At 64.6% G+C, this 17,155-nt stretch carries 13 protein-coding genes; 6 read left to right on the top strand and 7 right to left on the bottom strand.

The genetic code is table 11. From position 1 onward, the window contains the following. Window positions 1-12: 12 nt before the first annotated feature. The 3 genes from ACOYYX_RS27185 to ACOYYX_RS27175 all read right to left on the bottom strand — a co-directional run bounded on the left by ACOYYX_RS27185 (window position 13) and on the right by ACOYYX_RS27175 (window position 2,646). Window positions 13-1,173 carry a homospermidine biosynthesis protein gene (locus ACOYYX_RS27185; protein ID WP_422925541.1) on the bottom strand — a complete coding sequence of 387 codons (1,161 nt, stop codon included), beginning with the start codon at window positions 1,171-1,173 and terminating at the stop codon, window positions 13-15. Between the two features lie 37 nt (window positions 1,174-1,210). Further along, complete coding sequence (locus ACOYYX_RS27180) at window positions 1,211-1,756, bottom strand: pyruvoyl-dependent arginine decarboxylase (RefSeq protein WP_422925539.1); 546 nt, start codon at window positions 1,754-1,756, stop codon at window positions 1,211-1,213. 437 nt (window positions 1,757-2,193) lie between these two features. After that, on the bottom strand, window positions 2,194-2,646 hold the full coding sequence (locus tag ACOYYX_RS27175; protein WP_422925537.1) for an Hsp20/alpha crystallin family protein: 453 nt from the start codon (window positions 2,644-2,646) through the stop codon (window positions 2,194-2,196). A 485-nt stretch (window positions 2,647-3,131) separates the two neighbouring features. Here ACOYYX_RS27175 and ACOYYX_RS27170 point away from each other — a divergent pair, with 485 nt between their 5' ends. Continuing rightward, the gene (locus tag ACOYYX_RS27170) at window positions 3,132-3,464 is read left to right on the top strand and encodes a hypothetical protein (protein WP_422925535.1); all 333 of its coding nucleotides are present in this window, start codon (window positions 3,132-3,134) and stop codon (window positions 3,462-3,464) included. Between the two features lie 212 nt (window positions 3,465-3,676). Here the strand turns inward: ACOYYX_RS27170 and ACOYYX_RS27165 are convergent, their stop codons facing one another. Continuing rightward, entirely contained in the window at window positions 3,677-5,101 is a 1,425-nt protein-coding gene (locus ACOYYX_RS27165; RefSeq protein ID WP_422925533.1) for a DUF1501 domain-containing protein, read from the bottom strand. A 31-nt stretch (window positions 5,102-5,132) separates the two neighbouring features. Beyond that, the gene (locus ACOYYX_RS27160; protein WP_422925531.1) at window positions 5,133-7,934 is read right to left on the bottom strand and encodes a DUF1553 domain-containing protein; all 2,802 of its coding nucleotides are present in this window, start codon (window positions 7,932-7,934) and stop codon (window positions 5,133-5,135) included. Between the two features lie 193 nt (window positions 7,935-8,127). Between ACOYYX_RS27160 and ACOYYX_RS27155 the strand changes: the two genes are divergently transcribed. The 3 genes from ACOYYX_RS27155 (at window position 8,128) to ACOYYX_RS27145 (ending at window position 11,438) form a co-directional block, all read left to right on the top strand. Further along, window positions 8,128-8,712 (top strand): sigma-70 family RNA polymerase sigma factor, encoded by a 585-nt coding sequence (locus ACOYYX_RS27155; protein ID WP_422925529.1) that lies wholly within the window; start codon window positions 8,128-8,130, stop codon window positions 8,710-8,712. Beyond that, window positions 8,709-10,160: a DNRLRE domain-containing protein gene (locus ACOYYX_RS27150; protein ID WP_422925527.1), complete on the top strand. Its 1,452-nt coding sequence runs from the start codon at window positions 8,709-8,711 to the stop codon at window positions 10,158-10,160. Before ACOYYX_RS27155 ends, ACOYYX_RS27150 begins: the two co-directional genes overlap by 4 nt. A 756-nt stretch (window positions 10,161-10,916) precedes the next feature. Next, window positions 10,917-11,438: a hypothetical protein gene (locus ACOYYX_RS27145; RefSeq protein ID WP_422925525.1), complete on the top strand. Its 522-nt coding sequence runs from the start codon at window positions 10,917-10,919 to the stop codon at window positions 11,436-11,438. Between the two features lie 174 nt (window positions 11,439-11,612). Here ACOYYX_RS27145 and ACOYYX_RS27140 read toward each other — a convergent pair whose 3' ends face one another. Continuing rightward, window positions 11,613-12,671 (bottom strand): N(4)-(beta-N-acetylglucosaminyl)-L-asparaginase, encoded by a 1,059-nt coding sequence (locus ACOYYX_RS27140; protein WP_422925523.1) that lies wholly within the window; start codon window positions 12,669-12,671, stop codon window positions 11,613-11,615. Between the two features lie 587 nt (window positions 12,672-13,258). Between ACOYYX_RS27140 and ACOYYX_RS27135 the strand changes: the two genes are divergently transcribed. Beyond that, window positions 13,259-14,053: a HEAT repeat domain-containing protein gene (locus ACOYYX_RS27135; protein WP_422925521.1), complete on the top strand. Its 795-nt coding sequence runs from the start codon at window positions 13,259-13,261 to the stop codon at window positions 14,051-14,053. A 224-nt stretch (window positions 14,054-14,277) separates the two neighbouring features. Further along, window positions 14,278-16,359, top strand: a complete 2,082-nt coding sequence (locus ACOYYX_RS27130; protein ID WP_422925519.1) for an endonuclease MutS2 — start codon at window positions 14,278-14,280, stop codon at window positions 16,357-16,359. Window positions 16,360-16,452: 93 nt separating this feature from the next. On the opposite strand, the gene ACOYYX_RS27125 is transcribed toward ACOYYX_RS27130, so the two are convergent. Continuing rightward, the gene (locus ACOYYX_RS27125; RefSeq protein WP_422925517.1) at window positions 16,453-17,031 is read right to left on the bottom strand and encodes a DUF417 family protein; all 579 of its coding nucleotides are present in this window, start codon (window positions 17,029-17,031) and stop codon (window positions 16,453-16,455) included. Window positions 17,032-17,155: the final 124 nt, after the last annotated feature.

Genomic DNA, 17,155 nt, shown 5'->3' with positions numbered 1-17,155 from the left:
GCCGAAGCCGCCTCAGCCCAGTTTCTTCCGCGCCGAGGGATCGGGGCGATCTCCACCCTCGAGCCGTTTGAGATATTCCGAGCGGAGTGCGTCGTACATCTCGACCCGACGATCGTACAGCCGCCGCAAGGGCCTCGGCTCGCGCCTGGCCAGTGCGTAGGCGGTCAGGAGTGGCAGGGCGATCGTGCTATCGGTGTAGCAGGTCACCGAGTCCGGGAGTCGGTCGGGGTCGACCTTGCCCCAGGTCATGGCCTCGCTCGCCGTGGCGCCGGAGAGACCTCCGGTGTCGGGGCGGGCGTCGGTGATCTGGAGGAAGTAGTCGTGACCGCTCTCCGCCAACCCGAGCACTTCCTGGATCTGCGGCTCGGTCTGGAGGATGAAGTTCTTGGGGCTGCCGCCGCCGAGGATCAGGACCCCCGACGTCCCCCCCTTCTGCTTGGCGTCGTAGACGATCGCGGCCGTCTCGTTGACGTCTCGCAGGGAGTCGATCTGGAGCCTGCCTTCCTGCAAGCTCAGGGCGGCGAGGTTCATGCCGATCGAGCTGTCGCCCGGGCTCGACGTGTAGATCGGCACCCCGGCCTCGTAAGCCGCGGCGAGAAGGCTGTTGCCGGGCTTGCCGCCCAAGGCCTGGGACCGGGCATGAAGGTAGCGGCCGACCTCGTAGTGGAACTCGGCCGTGCCCATCGAACGGGCGAAGGTCTCGTTCTGGATCAGCTCGCGATAGAAGGCATCCGTGTCGAGCAGCGTCGCATAGTCGAAGACGATGTCGTAGATCCGGATGATGTCGTTTTCGCGGAGCTGAAAGTCGTCGAGATTCGGCCGGCTCTGGTGGAGCGGCAGGTCGAGCGCGTAATGCGTGTCGTGGTAGAGGTTGGCCCCGGTCGACACGATCCAGTCGACGAAGCCGGCCTTCACCAGCGGAATCAGCGAGCTCATCCCGAGCCCTGCGGGTGTCAGGGCTCCGGAGATGGTGAGGCCGACCGTGCAATCGGGCTCGAGCAGCTTGCGCGTGAAGACCTGGCAGACCTCGCGTAGCCTCCCGCCGTTATAGCTGAGGAACGCCTGGTCGATCAGGTCGGCCGCCAGCACCGAGCCCGTCACCGCGGGGGGTGCGATCCGATGCTGGCTGACCTGCTGGAGCACGGTAAGCTTCGTGGGGTCGTTCGTGGTCATCGTCGTTGCGTCTCCTGACTATTCCCGCGAAACGCGCTCACGGCAGGAGGATGGCGGCGGCGACGACGGTGGTCCAGTGGCCACCCTTGTGCCCGACGGCCGAGGCCGTCACTTCGCGCGAGTCGGCGATGACGTCGGCGAGCTTCCAGATCTCGCGCTTCTCATCCCACGAGCTATCCGGATTGAACTCGATGCCGAGAACCGTCGCGAGCATCTCGGCGGCGAGGTCTTCGGCATAGTCCGCCGCGACTTTCTCGGTCTCGCCGTACGAGTGGTGCTCAGACAGGTAGCCGAACTGGCTGCGCTCGCGCGGGATGGCGACGCCGACGCTGGCAGCGATCAGGCGGTTCGGCTCCGCGGTGGCGCTCTCGCTCATCACGCAGTGCACGATCTGGCCGGGAGACAGGTGGGTGAGACCTTCCTCGATCGAGACGACGTCACAGTGCGGCGGGAAGATGCTGGAGACGCGGACCAGGTTGTAGCAAGCAATATTGGCATCCCGGAGAGCCAGTTCGAAGCTGGTCAACTTCTCGCGGTGAGTTCCTACCCCTTTGGTGAAGAAGAGCTTCTTGGGTACGTACATCGTGATCGCTGCTACCTCCTCAGCCGACGATCCCTCGACCCGTGTCGAGCCGGATGCGCCGGTATCTTCGCATGCCACAACCAACGGACGCCGCACCACGCTTTGGCGGCCGACCATTTGCCCCGCTCAAGTTAAGGCATTCTCGACCCTGCTTCAAGTCCACCGAGAAGCACTCGCGTCAACATGCCCCAAGATTGCGACCAAATGGACGCTCATCGACGGGCGACTCGCGGGCCCAACACAAAACCCTCTGGATGCCAGGACCGGCGGTTCCAGAGGGTTTCGCTTGCATTACAGTCGCCGTCGCAGGCAAATCGACAGCATATCTAAAGCCGACCCTCAGCCCTTTATGAAATCCCCATGAAGACCAACCTGGCTCCTCACTCGAATGTTTCTCCACCCCTAGCCGAACCGGCTTTGAGGCGTGGGAGCGACGCTCACTGAACCTGGACGGCGATCTTCTTCGGCTGCGCCTCGACGGCCTTGGCCAGCTCGACGTGTAGAACACCCTGGAACAGGGTCGCCGAGACGGTGTCGCCCGCGACGGTCTCGGGCAGCTTCACGGTCCAGTCATACTGGCCGTTGCCTCGGCCGTTGTAGACGTAGGTCCGCCCCTCGACCGGCTTGCGATCGGCATGAATCGTGAGCACACCCTTATGGACGGTGACCTCGAGGTCCGACTCCCGGACTCCGGGCACCTCCGCCTCGACGTGGAACCGATCGGCATCCTCCCAGATCGACAACGGGGCCCTGGTCGGCGAAGTGGGCAAGCTCCCGCCATCCGTGCCGAAGAACCGATCGAAGACCCGCTCCACATCCGCGAGCCGATTCAGGCCGTCCCGATCGACGACAGGCTGCCAATTTCTGCGTACCACTGGAAACATGGTCATTCCCTCGCTCTTGTCTTCCGCCAAAATGGCGGCAATGGATATTGATAATCGTCCGTGAAAGCCTCGCTTTGACGGGTTTGTCGTCATCGTGGCTTTCATGTCCAAACTGTAGTCAGCAAGCCGAATGCCAAATCGACATTAGAACTTTAAATAGAACTTCTACAATAACTTAGAGGATCCCGATGCGAGAAATTATGCCATGACCGCGACCGCCAAATCGGCAGTCACCATAAATTACTTCTCCATCTAACCCCAATTTGGCAGTCAGCCATTCACCAGGTACACGAGAGACCCTGTACTAGCGAAGCGGGACATTCTGATCGGCGGGCGAATTTGAAAGTCAAACCTGGCTCTCGCCAGAATCAGACTCTTTGCTTAAAGCTCCAAGTCCGCCGAAATGGTAATTTGGAATTCGTTCGAGACGATGGCGCTCGAACGCGAAAACCTTTCGTCGAAGTCGGACGCTATTCAGGAGGCCGTTTCGGATGAGCAGGATTGGGACGAAGCCGCCTTTGAAGGCCGATGGCACCCTTGACTACGCCCAGTTCACTCTCACGGAAATCTGCGAAGACCTGACGGAGTCGCTCCTGGATCGGATCCAGAATAGTCAGATGAACGACCTGCTCCCGTTCCTCGAAGCCCTGCCGCCTTCCAAGGAGATCCCGGAAGGAGCCATGGCCCCGACCCCGCTCGTTCAGGCGATGGAGTCGTTGTTGAGGTTGGAAAGCGAGGAAGTCGGCTTCAGGTCGACGGCATCTCGAGAGGTGCTCGGCCTGGCCGTCCGGGAGATCCGAGCGGCCGCCTACGGACTCCTATGACCTCTCACTGAGCGATCCGAGTCCAAGAACTCACTCCGCCCGATTCTTCCGACATGTCGATCGATGATGACGCGTGAGGACATGGGCCTTCGTTAAGATGGCGATATATCGAGCGGGAGGATCAAGCCTCACCCGCGCACTTCGGTAGGGAAAGAGCAGGGGGCTTTCACGTCACCACATCAGTATGAGCGATTTCGACAAGTCGACCCGGCTTATGAGAAGATTTCGCGGATCACCGTCCCCGAGACGTCGGTCAGCCGGAAGGGGCGGCCGTTGTAGCGGTAGGTGAGGGCCTCGTGGTCGAGGCCGAGGAGGTGGAGGATCGTGGCGTGGAGGTCGTGCATGTGGACCTTGTCCTGCACGGCCATCTGCCCGAACTCATCCGTGGCCCCGAGGGCAAAGCCGGGCTTGACCCCCGCGCCGGCCAGCCAGACGGTGAAGCCGTTCGGGTTGTGGTCGCGACCGGTCCCGTTACGCTCGGCATAAGGGGTCCGGCCGAACTCGCTACCCCACCAGACCAACGTGTCCTCGAGCAGGCCTCGGCGTTTCAGGTCTGTGAGCAGGCCCGCGATCGGCCGATCCACGGCGCGGGCGTGGACCTCGTGCTTCTCCAGGTTCGAATGCTGATCCCAGGCGGGGTTCGCTGTGTTGTCGCCGTAGGTAACCTGGACGAAGCGCACCCCCGATTCGCAGAGGCGCCGGGCCAGCAAGCATTGCCGCCCGAAGTTGTCGGTGGTCGAGTCGCCGATGCCATAAAGCGCCTTCGTCTCGGCGCTCTCGTCCGAGAGTTCGAGGACCTCGGGGGCGTGCGACTGCATCCGCCAGGCGAGCTCGTACGAGGCGATCACGGCCTCGAGTTCGGACTCGCCGGGGGTCGCCTTGATCTGCTCGGCGTTGAGCTCGCGGAGGAGTTCGAATTGACGACGGCGGTCAACCGAGGATTGCCGCGAGTTGTCGAGGTTGCGGATCCGAGCCAGAGACGCCGAGGCCCCCGCCTTGCCGAGCGGCGTCCCCTGGTAGACGGCCGGCAAGAAGGCGTTGCCGTAATTGCGAGCCCCGCCGTTACCGAATGACGGCGAGATCGTCACGAAGCCGGGGAGGTTCGCGTTCTCGGTCCCGAGGCCGTAGAGGAGCCACGAGCCGATCGAAGGGCGCACGGCATTGCTCGCGCCGCAATGGAGGAAGAGCGTGGCAGGGCCGTGGGCGACCCCCTCGGTGTGCATCGAATGAATGAAGCAGAGGTCGTCGACGTGCCGGTTCATCTCGGGGAAGAGGTCGGAGCCCCAGCGGCCGCACTCGCCATGCTGCTGGAAATGCCAGGGGGAATTGAGGACGCGCTGGGAGCCGCCACGTCTCCCCGTGTTCGCGAGCGCCCGGGCGTCATCGAAGTCCATCTGCTTGCCGTCTTGCCGGGCGAGCAGGGGCTTGTAGTCGTACGAGTCGACCTGGCTCACGCCCCCTTGCATGAAGAGGAAGATGACCCGCTTGGCTCTCGGGAGGAAGTGCCCCGGGCGAGCAGCGAGGGGGTCGTGCGACTCGGCCAGGGCTCGCTCGGCGGCGAGGCCGGCCAGCGCGATGGAACCGAAACCGCAGGCGGCGTTTTGCAACAGGGTCCGTCGGCTGATCGGTTGGGCCACGTCTCTCGCCTCCGCTCGGGGTTCGGAACCATCAATTCACATAACGGAAATCGATCGACGCGAAGAGGGCCTGGAAGAGCAAGGCCCAGTCGCCGACCTTCGGCTCCGAGCCGAGGAACCGTCGGGCGAGCTGCCGCTCGGGATCCGTCGGAGGCCGACCTAACGCGAGCCGGAAGGCCCTGGTCAGTCGCCCCTCGTCATCCATGCCGGCTTGTTCGAGGAGCCGGCTCGCGGACAATCCGGACTGCTCCACGATGAAGGGGTGGTTCAGGAGGAAAAGGGCCTGCGGCGCGACCGTACTGACGTTGCGGCGGCCAACGACCATCCCGGGATCGGCGAAATCGAACGTCGCGAAGAGCTCGGGCAAGGCATTGCGCAAGACGGGGGCATAGACGCTGCGCCTGGCGTCGACCTTATCGAAGCCATAGTCGGCGGCGAGGTCGCGAGGATAGCCGGGGCCCTTCATCTCGGATCGGAGCTGACCGCTCACGCTCAAGATCGCGTCGCGAATCGATTCGGCATCGAGCCGACGTCGCATCCTTCTGGAGAGAAACCGCGGTTCCGGAGCCGAGGCCTGAGCATCCGGCTCGGCCTCGGTCGAGAGTTGGTAAGCGCGGGAGAGGACGATCCGCCGCACGAGCGTCTTGATCGACCAGCCATCCTCCATGAACCTCACCGCGAGTTCGTCGAGGAGTTCGGGGTGCGACGGCAAATCTCCGGTCGTCCCGAAATTGTCGGTCGAACCCACCAGACCTTCGCCGAAGAGCCAGCCCCAGACGCGATTCACGATGACGCGTGCCGTTAGGGGATTGGCCCGGTCACACAACCAATCCGCGAGTTCGCGACGGCCGCTCTCACCCTTCGCGAAGGCAGGAGTGCCCTCGACGCTCGCCACGCGGAGGAACCCTCGAGGGACGACCTCGCCTAGGTTGTGGACGCTCCCCCGGATGTGGATCGGCGAGTCGGCGATCTCCGCCTCTTCCTTCACCGACAAGATCTGCTCGCGCTTCGGCCCCCAGGTACGCAGCCGCTTCAACTCCTCGGTCAGTTCGTCGACCTTGCTCGCCTTCGCCAGCCGCGAGGCTTCCTTGAGCTTCGCGACTGGAACGAAGACCACGGCATCGACGACCACATGACCTCGCTTCACGTCGTTGGAAACGAGGACGTAACCCTGCCCATTCTTCTCGAACCGGAACTGGCCGAGCGAGGCGAAGCGGCCGTGAACGCTCGGCCTGCCACGCTGATCGAGGTGGACGATCTTCTCGCCGTCCGCGCTGAGGATCGTGACGGGGACATCACTCGCGCGGTTGTCGCCTGCCGAGTAGGCTAGCCAAATTTCGTATTGGCCGGCCTCGGGCAGCTCGGGATGGAAGGTGAGCGACTTCTCGCCTCGCCCCTCGTTCATGTCGTGGAGGTAGCCGTCGCCGATGTACGATCCGGAGAACTGCGAGGCCTTCCAGGTGCCGACACGAGTGGCCTGCAAGTCGTCCACGACGATCCCGGGCAGGTCTCCAGCGAGGATCGGGCCGCGGCGATCCAGGCTCGATACCGCTCCGGGTTTCGCCTTCTCCTCCTTGATCCTCGCCTCCAGGGCCGCCTCGGATCGCTCCTGCTCCACGAGTTCGGCCTCGGCCTCGGGGGACGCCGGTAAGGGCTTCTCGAGGATCATCGAGACATTGGCATGTTCGAGCGTCTTGACGTTGCGGAAGATCCCGGCGAGGGCGTAATAGTCGCGCGTGGGGATCGGGTCGAACTTGTGGTCGTGGCAACGCGCACAGCCGATCGTCTGGGCGAGGAAGGCCTTGCCGATCGTATCCAGTTGCTCGTCGACGACGTCCATCCTAAGCTGCCGCTTGTCCTGCTCCTCGAGATTCGTATCCCCCAAGACGAGGAAGTACGGCGCGATCTGCTTCCTCCGTTGATCCTCGAGATCCTCGTAAGGGAGCAAGTCACCAGCGACCTGCTCGCGCAGGAACTGGTCGTAGGGAAGATCGGCGTTGAAGGCATCGATGACGTAATCTCGATATCTCCAGGTATTCTTGAGGACGAACCCCCGGAGCGTGAGCGACTCCGCGAACCTCACCACATCCAGCCAGTGACGTCCCCATCGCTCGCCGAAGTGGGGCGAGCCGAGCCAGCGGTCGACGAGTCGCTCGACCGCATCCGAGGACTCATCCTTTTCGAACGCCTCGACCTCCTCGGTGGTGGGCGGGAGCCCGAGCAGGTCGAACGAGAGCCGGCGGATCAGATCGCGCTTCGAAGCATCGCGTGCCGGCTTGATCCCCTTCGCCTCGAGCTTCGCCAGCACGAAACGATCGATCTCGGACCGTGGCCAAGCTACATCGACAACGTTAGGCGGCTCGCGGTGACGAGGCGGCTGATAGGCCCAGAACTTCCGCCCGGCCTCGATGTCGATTCCACCTCGTGAGGATCTCGTCCGGCCGGTTCGAGGGTCTTGGGCACCGTCCTTGATCCAGTGCTCGAAGTCGGCGACGACGGCGGCAGAGAGTTTTCCCTTCGGGGGCATCTCAACCCCGTCGTAGCGGAGCGCCTCGAGGATGAGGCTCTCCTCAGGCTTCCCCGGGACGAGGGCCGGGCCGGAGTCACCGCCGGCGAGCATCTCCGCGCGGGTGTCGAGGCGAAGGCCTCCCTTCAATTTCTTGGATTCGGAGGAGTGGCAGGCGTAGCATTCCTTGACGAGGACGGGGCGGATCTTCTTCTCGAAGAAGTCGACGCCATCGCTCTCGCCTCCGCGAGAAATCGAGGGGCAGAGGATGACGGCGAGGATCGCCAGCACGTCGAGACACGAGCCGAGTGAACTCCGATTTCGCATCGGCCTTTGACCTCTACAAGAGGAGGGTCGTCAACGCGACCCGATCCGCAACCGCGTCATCTCAAGAGAGCCGATCCAGTCGAAATTGGACGCGAAAAAAAAACGGGGTGTCCAAAGATTCGCTGTACGGCTCTTTTTAATAGCGTCCCTCAACAACTCGAAGGCCATCTCCTCCGGAGTCGCGAGCCCGGCGATGCCTCCAACGATTCGCGAAGACCTAGATGCGCCCGAAGAGGCCTCGCCGACACCGCAGCCCGGCCCCGAGGCGGTCGAATCGTTCGTGCGTCTGCTGGGCCAGAACCAGCGCCGGGTGTTCCTCTACGTGATGAGCCTCGTCCCCGATTGGAATGACGCGGAAGAGATCATTCAAGAGACGAACCTCGTCCTCTGGCGAGAATTCCCCCGCTTCGAGCCGGGGACGAACTTCGCCGCGTGGGCCTGCCGGATCGCCCTGAACCAGACCCTCGCCTGGCGCAAGCGTCAGCAACGCGACCGCCTCCAGTTCAGCGAGGCCTTCCTCGAGGCCGTCGCCGAGGCCTCGGCGCAGGACGCGGATCGACTCGAGGAACGCGCGGCGATCCTCGCGCGATGCATCGAAAAGTTGCCCGATCGAAACCGAGCCCTCCTCCATTCACGCTACAGCGAGGGCAGGGGGATCGAGGCCATGAGCCGCGACCTCGGCCGATCCATCGACGCCGTCTATCGCGCCTTGAGCCGCGTCCGCCAGACACTCCAGGACTGCGTAAGCCAGACCCTCGCGAGGGGGGACCTCCCATGAGACGACTTTCTCCCGAGATGCACGAACTCTGCGAGGCCGCGATCGAGGGGCGACTCACCGAAGAGCAACGGCTGAGGCTCGAAGTCCTCGTGCTCAACGACCCCGACGCTCGCGGTTACTACGTCGAGTCGCTTCATCAGCACGCGATCCTCCGATGGTCGCTCGCCGACCCTTCGCTGCTCGCACCTGGATCCGCGAGGGAAGGGGAGGTTCGTGACGACGCAGCCCTCGCTGCAAGGCCAATTCGTCGAAGCCTCGTCCGCGTGAGTTGGGCTGCATTGGCCGCGATGCTGCTGCTCGGCCTGGGCATCGTATTCTGGATGCGGAGCCCGACGACTCAACCAACCTTGGCGACGTTGAGCGGCAATGCGAGCTGTCAGTGGGGGAGCGGCTCGCTGCCGACGGAGGATGGCGCGAGACTCTCCGTGGGGCGACTCCGTCTCAATGAAGGGGTCGCGCGGATCACCTTCGATAGCGGTGTCCGGATCACGGTCGAAGGCCCCGCCGACCTCGAACTCGTCAGCGGCTCGCGCTGCGTGCTCCACGCGGGGAGGCTCGTCGGCAGGGTCCCCGCAACGGGCGTCGGCTTCGTCGTCGAGACGCCCGAGGCCTCGATCAAGGACCTCGGTACCGAGTTCGGCGTGAACGTGCGCGAGAAGGGTTCGTCCGACGTCCAGGTCTTCGACGGCAGAGTCGACGTGACCCATCGCGGTTCGGGGCGGGTGGAGGCGATGAAGACCGGCGTGAACCTGCGCTTCGCGCCCGAGGGGATCTCCGAGTTCGACCCTCTCGCCGAGCGAAGCGGTATCGCCGCGACCCCGAATCGAAACGGGGGGGACACGCAAAGTCTCGTGCAGATCTCGACGGCCACGGGCCGAGGCAAGGACGCGTACATCCGCCCCCCGATCCCGATGCGCGACGGCCCCGACGCCTTGCTGCTCGTGAAGAACACGGTGCAGCCGAACTACAATCGCAAGGCCTATCTCGGCTTCGACCTCGCCTCGCTCGAAGGCCTCGAGGTCGTCGAGGCGAAGCTCTGCCTCGTCTTCGCGCCGACGGGCCTCGGCTTCGCGTCGGAGGTGCCCGACGCGACTTTCAGCGTGTACGGCATCAAGGACGACGCGCTCGACGACTGGGACGAGCGCTCGATCCGCTGGGAGAACGCCCCCGCCAATCAACCTGGAGGCGCCGAGCTCGTCGCGGAGAAGGTCGTGAGGCTCGGGAGCTTCGAGGTGGCCCAGGGGGTGCTAGGGGGAATGCGCGAGATCGATGGCGGCTCGCTCGTCGAGTTCCTCAACAAGGACGGCAACCGCTTCGCCTCGCTAGTCGTCGTCCGAGAGACCCGGGGGAGCGGCCGCAGCGACCTCGTTCATGGCTTCGCGGGCAAGAGGCATCGCGACCTCGCCCCCCCCACGCTCAAGCTTCTCGTCGTCCCTCGCCGACTTTGAGTTAGGCTTCGAACGAGCACAGGCGAGACCGGCCCGCGCGATCAGAACGACCCCCTTCGTTGATCGTCGCCGGCGAGTCGATCCCATGCTTTAAACAGGCACTTCACCATATTTACTCGCCGGTGCTCTTCGCCCGAAACGCCCGTAAATCTGGCCAGACGAGGAAAGCTTTGCACCCTGATCTCCTCGCGAGCCGAGTCAGACACGAGCCCTCATCGAAGCCCACGAGAAGGTGTTGAGGGGTGGGGTTCGAAGCTCGCTCGCGATCGTCGCAGGAGACCTCGAACACGCATCGCGATGATGACCTCTCGCGCGACACGAGGCGCGAGCGCTCCCTCGATCGTCTCATCGAAAGGCTCGTCCAGGTGATCGCGCGACGAAAAAATGGGAGCCTCGCGAAAAATTTTTTCGAAGTGCCATCACAACCCGAACCATAGAGATGCTCTCAAGACATCGAGGTCAGGATAAGACCGACGGTCTCGCGACCTCGGAGGGCACGCCCTGAAAATTCCCCGGAAAAATTGCGATCATTTCCTTGGAATCGCGAATTGAAAATTCGCTCGCATTTCCGAAATATCGATTCGATTACACTTTCACGTCATATTGACGTCGTCGTCCGAGGGGGCATCGGCCGCTGCTATCGCCGTAAACCCCTGCCGGCGGACACATCTTCGACTTCCCGGTCCTGTTATATTTCGCTATGAAAGGACGGGCGAGATCGGGGGCAGTGAATCCGGTCTCCAGCAATTCATTCTCATGAGACGAGGGTTCGAAGCGATGGCGGTGAAGAAGAAGGCTGCGACGAAGACGAGCACCAAGGCCGCCGCCCCGGCGAAGGCCACCCCCAAGAAGACCGCCGCCAAGGCGGCACCCGCCGCGACGGCCGCCCCGAAGGCCGCTGCCGCCCCGAAGGCCGAGAAGAAGGTCGCGGCGCCGAAGGCGACCAAGAAGGCCGCGGCGGCACCCGTCGTCGCCCCCGCCACCACGTCGAAGGCCGGCACCCCGAAGAGCACCGAGACGAAGGCCGCCGCCCCGGCCGCGAAGAAGGTCGCGCCGAAGAAGGCCGCCGTCGTGAAGCTGACCGACCGTCAGCTCGAGCTGCTGAAGACCGTGCACGGCACCAAGGAAACGGGCTACCTCGCCGACAAGAAGGCCGAGGCCAAGGCTCTCGAGGCCCTGGCCGGCAAGAAGCTGATCAAGAAGGGCGCGAAGGACAAGGTGAGCGGACACCTCCGCTACCACGTCTCGAAGGCTGGCGAGAAGCACATCTCTTCGTGACTCACGTCTCGCAGCAATGGCCGAGTCCGTCGCCCCCTCGCAGGCGCCCCGACCCGGGGCGCATCGGGCCTCGTCGAGAATCGGGGGCCCGCGGCGAAGTGAGCGAAGCCGCTCGATCCGATGGAGACCCGAGGCTGCCCTCGGGTTCCCCGATCCGATTATCAACCTTCCCGATCACTCGGGGAGCACCTCGTCATAAAGCGGCGTGCAGTCCACGAGGCGAGCCGACTCGCCGTCGTGCAAGGCCATCTTGGCACCAGCCCAGAGGCTGCCGCCCGCGTACTTCCCGTCCTTCGAGATGCAGTAGAACTTAACCTGGAAGTTCGGCCTCCCCTTCGCGTCGCGCAATCGGGGATTGCGGTTGGTCGCGGCGATGCGCTTGCACGCCTCGATGACCGCGTCCTTGGGGTTGAGACCCCGTCGCATGGCCTCGACGATTGTGTGGCTTGAAAGGTTGAGCAAATTCGCCTCCCCTCGGCCCGTCGATCCGGCCGAGCCGACTTCATTGTCGAGGAAGAGCCCGGCGCCCAGGATCGGGGAGTCACCAACGCGCCCGGGAATCTTGTAGAAGAGCCCCGACGTAGTGGTGACGCACCCGAGGTTCCCATGGGTGTCGAGCGCCGAGCAGTGGATCGTGCCGGTCTCCCGAATCCCGAAGAACTTGCGGACGGCGGGCGAGAGCTCCTCATTCGGGGGCGCGATCCAGTCGCTGTCCTTGCCGTTCGTCTCCTTCCAGTGCAGCCAGATCTCGCGTGCCTCCTCGGTGAGGAGGTTCGTCTCGGGGACGCCGTGAGCCCTGGCAAACCTCAGGGCCCCTTCGCCGACGAGCAGGCAGTGGTCTGTCCGCTTCATGACGAGCCTGGCCACGGCTGCGGGGTGCATGATGTTGCGGAGCGAGGCGACCGCGCCTCCGCCGTGCGACGGCCCGTGCATGACGGCCGCGTCGAGCTCGACGACCCCGTCCTCGTTGGGGATGCCGCCAAGGCCGACGGTGTGCTCCTCGGGGTCGGCCTCGACGATGGCCACCCCTTCGATCGCGGCGTCGAGCGGGTCGGCCCCGGCGCGGATCAGCTCCATCGCCTTCTCGACGGTCTTCAAGCCGTTGGAGCTCGAGACCACGATGGGTCGTGCCGTCCCCACCGGCTTCCGAGGCGCGGCTCCCATCGCGGCGGCGCCGAGGCTCGCCGCGGCGCTCACGGACAGGAAGGTCCGACGGTTGACGTTCTCAGACATCCCATTCTCTCCTTCGGGCTCTGAAGCAATTCTCGGGCAGGACGGCCGCCCTCGAGGCCCTCATCATAATGGTCATCACCGGCCCCTGCCATTCGCCCGGGCATCGAACGCCTGGATTCCCACGTTGAGAGATGTTGCTGCGATTTCCCGTGCCGAGGCCGGTCGACGGGTGCCCTGCGTCACGCAACCTCGCCGGCGGTTGAGGGCTTGATTGGGTGAGGAGGAATCGCGATGTCCGTCTCTCGAGGCTCAATCGGGAAGGGGAGCCAGTAGCCCTCCGGAGGGTCGGGAGCCGAGGCCGGAGTCATTGATCTGAAACTTGAGGGAAAATCGACAATCGGCGGCTATTGCCGCAGTGACCTTCCCTTGGCACGAGTCCAACTCATTCGACATGTGAAAGGCGCGCGGTTGGGCTGACTTGACCTTGGCCGAGTTGGCGGTTCCGACTAAGATGCCGCGATAAATCGACGCGGAGGCTCTCCCCCATCGCTCTCCGGGTACTCGGGCCGCTGCGTCTTATCCACCTCGATGCTCCCGCAAAGTCGGACACGAGACCCACAAGGATTGTGGGATGAGGCGATACGGTCATGGATGACAGTTCTCCAAATCGTCGCGGCATGATGCGGATGTGGGCGGCCGCGGCTATCCTGGCGGCTTCGTCACTCGCCGGCTGCACGGGCTTCAAGGGGACGACGGCCAAGTCGTTCCTGAAGCAGATCGATTCCGACCCGGATCCGAACGAGCGCTTCCTCGCCTACCAGAAGCTCGCCTCGCCGAACTGTTACGACGACGGCGAGCAGAAGGCGACGGCGGTCCGCATGCTGGTCAAGAAGCTCGAGGAAGGCAAGGAACCGGTCGCCACGCGAGCGGTCATCTGCCGGACGCTGGGCGACCTCAAGGATAAGCAGTCGCGCGAGATCCTGATCAAGATGATCAGCGACAATGACGCGATCGTCCGGGTCCAGGCCTGCCGGGCGCTGGGCAAGGTCGGGAACCCCGAGGACGGCACGATCCTCGTCCGGGTCATGACGATGGACGGCCTGGAAGACTGCCGGATCGCCGCCATCGAGGGGCTCGGCGACCTCAAGCCGCACGACTCCAGGATCCTCGAGATGCTGATCGGCGGGATGGAAAACGACGACCCGGCGATCCGCCTCGCCTCGGTCAACGCCCTGAAGTCGATCACGCGCAAGAATGCGGGGGTCGATCCCGCGGAGTGGCGCAAGGCCCTCACAGCCGAGCTCCAGACGCCTCCGGAACTGCCGGTCGCGAACACGCCCCCCGTGCAGACTCATCCGATCGAAGAGCCCTCCTATCCGCCCAAGCCTCGCGTACCCGCCGCGCTCCTCGAGGAGCCGAAAGGGTTGAAGATCCCCGAGTAGCTCCCCCGACGCGGCTCAGTCCGATCGAGGTCGACGTCCCCATGCGTCGACCTCGCGGCTTGTCGAGGGATGATGGCCAAGTCGGCGTGGTCGCCCGGCCCCTCGTCGTGACATAATGGCCTCGTGCGAACGCGAACCTTGACGCTTGTTGCCGTGTCGCCAGGAAACCGGCCGGCACGCGGGCGTCCGGGTTCCGATAGTTTCGAAGCCGACGCGAGGGGAACGTGGATACGCATACGCTAGAGCTCCTGGAGTTCAATAAGATCCGGACGCTGGTCGCCGCACGCGCGGCCTGCTCGCTCGGCAAGGACCTGGCCTCGCGCATGGAGCCGCGCAGCGACGCCGCCGAGATCCGGACCCTCCAGGCCTTCACCACCGAAATGGCCGAGGCGCTCTCGAGCGGCCTCGCCCCTCCGTTCGGCGGCCTCCGCGACATCCGCGCCAACGTCCGTCGCGCCCAGATCGGCGGGATGCTCGAAGCCGAGGAACTCGCCGAGGCGGCCGAGTCGCTCCGCGCGATCACCAACCTCGATCAGTGGCTCTCGCGAATCGGGGATGAGTTCCCCAGGCTCGGCGGGCTCCGCGGCAGCGTCGGCGAATTCTCCGGCGTCATCAGCGCGATCGAGTCCTGCCTCGATAGCCGGGCCAAGATCCTCGACACCGCCAGCCGGAAGCTTTCATCGATCCGTCGGGAGATCGAGCAGGTCGAGGAGAGGATCCAGGAAACCCTGCGGAGGATGCTCCGCTCGAACGAGATCAAGCGCATCCTGCGCTATCCGAACTTCACGATGGTCGGGCACCACTACGTCCTGCCGATCGCCAAGGAGCATCGCGGCGAGATCCAGGGGTCGGTCCATCGCACGAGCGCCAGCAACGAGACCGTCTACGTCGAGCCGCAGGCCATCGCCGAGCAATCGGCCCAGCTCTCGTTCCTACGATCGCGAGAGGCCAAGGAAATCCGGCGCATCCTGCGCTGGCTGAGTGCCCAGGTCGGCCAGGTCGCGGAGTCGCTCCTCGGCACGCTCGAGACCTGCGCGGATCTCGATCTGATCCACGCCCGGGGTCGCTACAGTCTCGACTATCGGATGACGCCCCCCGACTTCAATGACGAGGGGAAGCTCGCATTGCGAGGCGCCCGCCACCCTCTGCTCGAAGCCCTCTTCCGCAAGGATCCTGCGCTCTATCGAGAGCCGGAAGTCATCGCGGCGGACACGAGTTCGGAGACGGAGGCCGTCGCGACCGAGCCGGCGGTGAAGGCACCGCCCGGGCCCGCGAAGACGGTCGTCCCCATCGACATCCATCTGGGGCTCCGGTTCCAGATCATGGTCGTCACGGGTCCGAACACCGGGGGCAAGACGGTGGCCCTCAAGACGGTGGGGCTGCTCGCGCTCATGGCCCAGGCGGGGTTGCACGTCCCGGCGCACCAGGGGTCACAGCTCCCGGTTCTCGACGGCGTCTTCGCCGACATCGGCGACGAACAGAGCCTCGAGCAATCGCTCTCGACCTTCTCGTCGCACATCAGGCGCGTCTCGGAACTCCTCTCGAAGGCCACCGAGCGCTCGCTCGTCTTGCTGGACGAGATGGGTGCCGGCACCGACCCCGCCGAGGGCGCGGCGCTCGGGCGAGCGATCCTCGACGAGCTCGACAGCATCGGCTGTCGCGCGATCGTGACGACGCACATCGGCGACCTCAAGACCTACGCCTTCACGAATCCGAGGGCCGAGAACGCGGCCGTCGAGTTCGACCTCGAGACCTTGCAGCCGCGCTATCGCCTCCACATCGGCGACATCGGCCAGTCCAACGCCCTCCAGATCGCCAGGCGTCTGAGCCTGCCCGAGCACATCGTGGCGAGGGCCTCGAGCTACCTGGCCCAGGGACGCGGCAAGGACGTCCCCGAGCTCGAGATCCTCCAGAAGGTCCGCAAGGAGGCCGAGGACGCCCGCCAGGCGGCGCTTGCGGCCCAGGTCGAGGCCGAACGCAGTCGCGAGGTCCTCAAGCAACGCCTGACCGACCTGCAGGTCCAGGCCGAGAACGACGCGAGGCTCGAGGATGCCCGCGCCAGACTCCAGCCGGGCGACCGCGTCGTCGTCCCGAGGTTCGGCTACGACCGCCCGGGGCGGGTCGTGAAGATCGACACTCGCAAGAAGACGGCGGTCGTCGCGATCGGCCAGATGCAGTGGGATGTCACCATCGCCGAGGTCATCCCCCAGGTCATGCGGATGCCCGAGGTCCCCGCGGCCAAGGGGAAGGGGGGCGGCTCGAAAAACTCCCCCAGGCTCGATGACTTCGCCGACGACCGCCGCTGACGCCCTGCCTCCGCTCCTCGCTCCATTCTCACCTCAAGCCGAATGCCTGGAACGTCAGGCCTGGCTTGCAAGCTCAACGCCTTCCCTCGCCACTCACAGACCCTTCGCCGCCCGCTTCCGCAGATAGGCCTTGGCCGAGTCCGCCATCGTCACGATCGCGGCCCCCATCATGATCGCGTCCTTGATGACGAGCCTTCCCGGCCCCGCCAGATAGGGGAAACCGTGGTTGGGCCCTCCCAGGTCAGGGACCCAGCACTCCGGCGTGGTGATCAGGAAGGAGAGGGTCACGAACGACATCACGACGACCATGAAGCTTCCGAACGCCGAGACCTGGGGGAGCAAGGGGTGCAGGGCGATCATCAGGCCGTAGGCGACGATCACGGAGCCGAGGCTATACGCGAACAGGTACGTATGATTCTTGACGTGCCAGTCGTGGTTGGCGGGGACGACAGCCCCTTCCTTGTTCATATGCTGCTTGTATTCCGGGGCCTTGTGGCCGTAGAAGAAGCTCATGAACGGGCTGTTGGCGACGAAAGGGACGATCCCGTCGGCCTCATAAGGCGCGGCCTTCAGGCTCCCGATCCAGACCAGGACGACGACCAGGCCCACGCGGGTCGCGGCGATCCCCAGGCGGTCGGCACGCGAGGCCCATTCGAACAGCGACGTGATCATCTTCCACCTGCCTTCGTTGCGAGTCCTCCGGCCTCGGCCACTCCCTCGCGGAGATCGCTCGACCTCGGCCATGCCTCTATGCTAGAGAGGCGACGGGGCAGGACGAATGGAGGGAAGACGCCAG

Source organism: Singulisphaera chitinilytica (genome assembly GCF_049331405.1).
Classification (GTDB): domain Bacteria; phylum Planctomycetota; class Planctomycetia; order Isosphaerales; family Isosphaeraceae; genus PoT.
Note: the sequence above shows the minus strand (reverse complement) of the source record. Positions and strands in the feature narration are given on the sequence as shown.